The sequence below is a fragment of the Schnuerera sp. genome (assembly GCF_035459645.1).
In the GTDB taxonomy this organism is placed as follows: domain Bacteria; phylum Bacillota; class Clostridia; order Tissierellales; family Tepidimicrobiaceae; genus Schnuerera.
On the sequence record NZ_DATHXO010000045.1, the window covers coordinates 1 to 2,496 of the forward strand.

Genomic DNA, 2,496 nt, shown 5'->3' on the forward strand with positions numbered 1-2,496 from the left:
CTTGAGATTAAATCTATTAAAATTTAAGGGGGAATTTTAATGAAGATTGGAAAATTAAATATGCACTGTGGCGAATGTAGTATTATTGACCACTGTGATGAACCATTCTCAAACATAGCAATTTGCTATGACCGAAGATTCAAAAATGTAGAGGAAGAGGATTTTCGTTTCAATTCCTCATAGGTAGTCTAGCAACATGAATGGTTTGAGGATTACCAAACCAATAATCTATAGTTTCAATTCCTCATAGGTAGTCTAGCAACTTAATTCTGGCGTCTATCATAGAATCCCCTTTTACTTTGTTTCAATTCCTCATAGGTAGTCTAGCAACTTGCTCCCTGGAGGTTGCATCAATAGTTTGCTTTTGAGTTTCAATTCCTCATAGGTAGTCTAGCAACCTGCTAAGCGAAGATAGCGAGTACGTGATAGAGGGAGTGTTTCAATTCCTCATAGGTAGTCTAGCAACTCGTTCTATATATTGATATTACTACATTTATCATTTTCTGTCAAATACAAATATTCTGCATTTTCAACTCCATATTTCTCATATTTTCGTCTATACCCATTACTATCACCACATTGTTTATAAAAAATAAAATGTCGTCGCTCCCTAGGGATTTTTGCACTACCTAGGGTCGACGACAAATTTTCTTATTTAATACTATGAGATAACGAAAATCGTCCTTACCGTCTCATTATTTCTTCTTTCTTTTTTGTTTTTCCTTTTTTGCCTTATTAAAAGCTTGAGCCATTAAATTATTATGAGTTTGCCAATTAGATCGATTGTTTTTATTTTTCCTTGATCTATTGTTACCTTTTTTTTGTTTTGATGAATTCTTCCCACGAAAATCTTTAGTTAGTTTCTCATACTCAAGTATTTCAGGTAAAACATTCATATATCTAAATTCATTAACTTTTCTACCTTTAGCTTGAACTAGTTCTATTTCCATATATCTATAATAATTTGCATCCTCAAATTTTACTACTTTAGATTTTATTAACATTAACTCTTCAACTGGCTTTTGTTCATCTATCTTTCTGCTATTTAGATTCTTCTTTGAAAAATTATCTTTATAAATATTTATATACTTATCTAAATCTGCTTTTTCATAATAATCAAAGTTAAAAGAATTATACTTTTTATCCAAATCTTCTATATTCAATATTATATCCTTGACTTTAACTCTACCGAAACCATAAGGTTTAGCAAGTCCAATGTTTTGATAGCAATTTTCATCTAATTTCAATGCCCAAATAAGTAATCCTAATTCTTCTTCATCCAAATTATCAAAATAAATCTTACCTTTAAATTTTGTTCCTTCTTTTAGTGGATGTATTTTAAATTTCATATTTTGAGCTTTACTATCCTCTAATCCCAAATTTTCTACATAATCCTTTAACCAATATTGTTTAAACCCTCTTATTGTAAAATTCTTTTCATAGATATCAAGGTTTTTCTTATTTGCATTTTTATCTTGTTCTAGATATAAATTATAGCTTGTAGGTTTTGGCTCAGCAAGCAATATTTGCATAGTACTTTCACTGTCTACTTTAGCTTCCCCAATAACTTCTGCATCCTCAAAACTAACTCTAGATTTATAGCTATAATTCTTTATTTCTCCATTTTTCTTATATGGTTTGTTTATAAATCCAAATATTCCATCAGTATAACTAATTCCCTCTATATCTTTATATCTTTCTGGAATACCATCTAAAATACTTTTGCTATAAAACATTCTCAAATAAGGAGTAAAACCAAAATGTAATCTATCTGTTTTTATATAAAATACTGGTTTTTTCTCATTGCCTTCAGGTAAAGCAAAAAATTCAAATTCTTTCTTTACTTTAACTACTCCACCCTCACCTATATCTGCTTTTTTAGTTAATAGCAAGTCATCAATATAGGTTTCCTTATCATCCTGTAATATTTCTATTGCTCCACTTTCTGTATTCATTTCTGGAACTACATAATGGCTTCGTTTCCCTTGTACAAATCCACCCGATAAAATATAGCCTAAATTATTATATTTTCCTTTTTTACCTATCTTAGTTACCTTTCCGTTTTTATTATCAAACTCAAAAGATATTTCAACTTGATAAGGTTGGTAGCCATATCTTTCTCTACTATCCCCGTTGCACCATAATATTCTTAACTTCCCTCACTAGTTATGACTATACTTTTATCAATTTCTTCATCATTGATAGGATTGTCTTTTCTATATGTAGGTACCATTGTTTTTATATGTTTTTTTATATCTTCGTCAGTTCCATCATCAATTATTTCTCTTAGACTATCTATAGAATTTAGTAATAATTTATAATCAAAAAATGTAGGTCGGCCTATAAATATTTTATCATGCTTGGTTTTGCTTATGCCTTCTTCAGCTAGTAATAACTCCTCGAATAGTTTTTCTCCTGGTCTAAGTCCAACTATTTTGATTGGAATATCTACATTAGGTTCAAAGCCTGAAAGTTTAATTAATTCTTTTGCTAAAT

The 2,496-nt window shown here is 29.6% G+C and carries 2 protein-coding genes and 1 CRISPR repeat array; both genes read right to left on the reverse strand.

The features are described 5' to 3' along the window. Positions 1 to 166 precede the first annotated feature (166 nt). Positions 167 to 466: direct repeats of the CRISPR family, unit length 30 nt; unit sequence GTTTCAATTCCTCATAGGTAGTCTAGCAAC. A 229-nt stretch (positions 467 to 695) separates the two neighbouring features. Beyond that, positions 696 to 2,147, reverse strand: coding sequence for a TIGR03986 family type III CRISPR-associated RAMP protein (locus VK998_RS01040; protein WP_325224499.1), 1,452 nt, complete (start codon positions 2,145 to 2,147; stop codon positions 696 to 698). Positions 2,148 to 2,149: 2 nt separating this feature from the next. Beyond that, on the reverse strand, positions 2,150 to 2,496 hold a 347-nt coding region (locus VK998_RS01045), incomplete at its 5' end, for a polysaccharide biosynthesis protein (protein ID WP_325224498.1).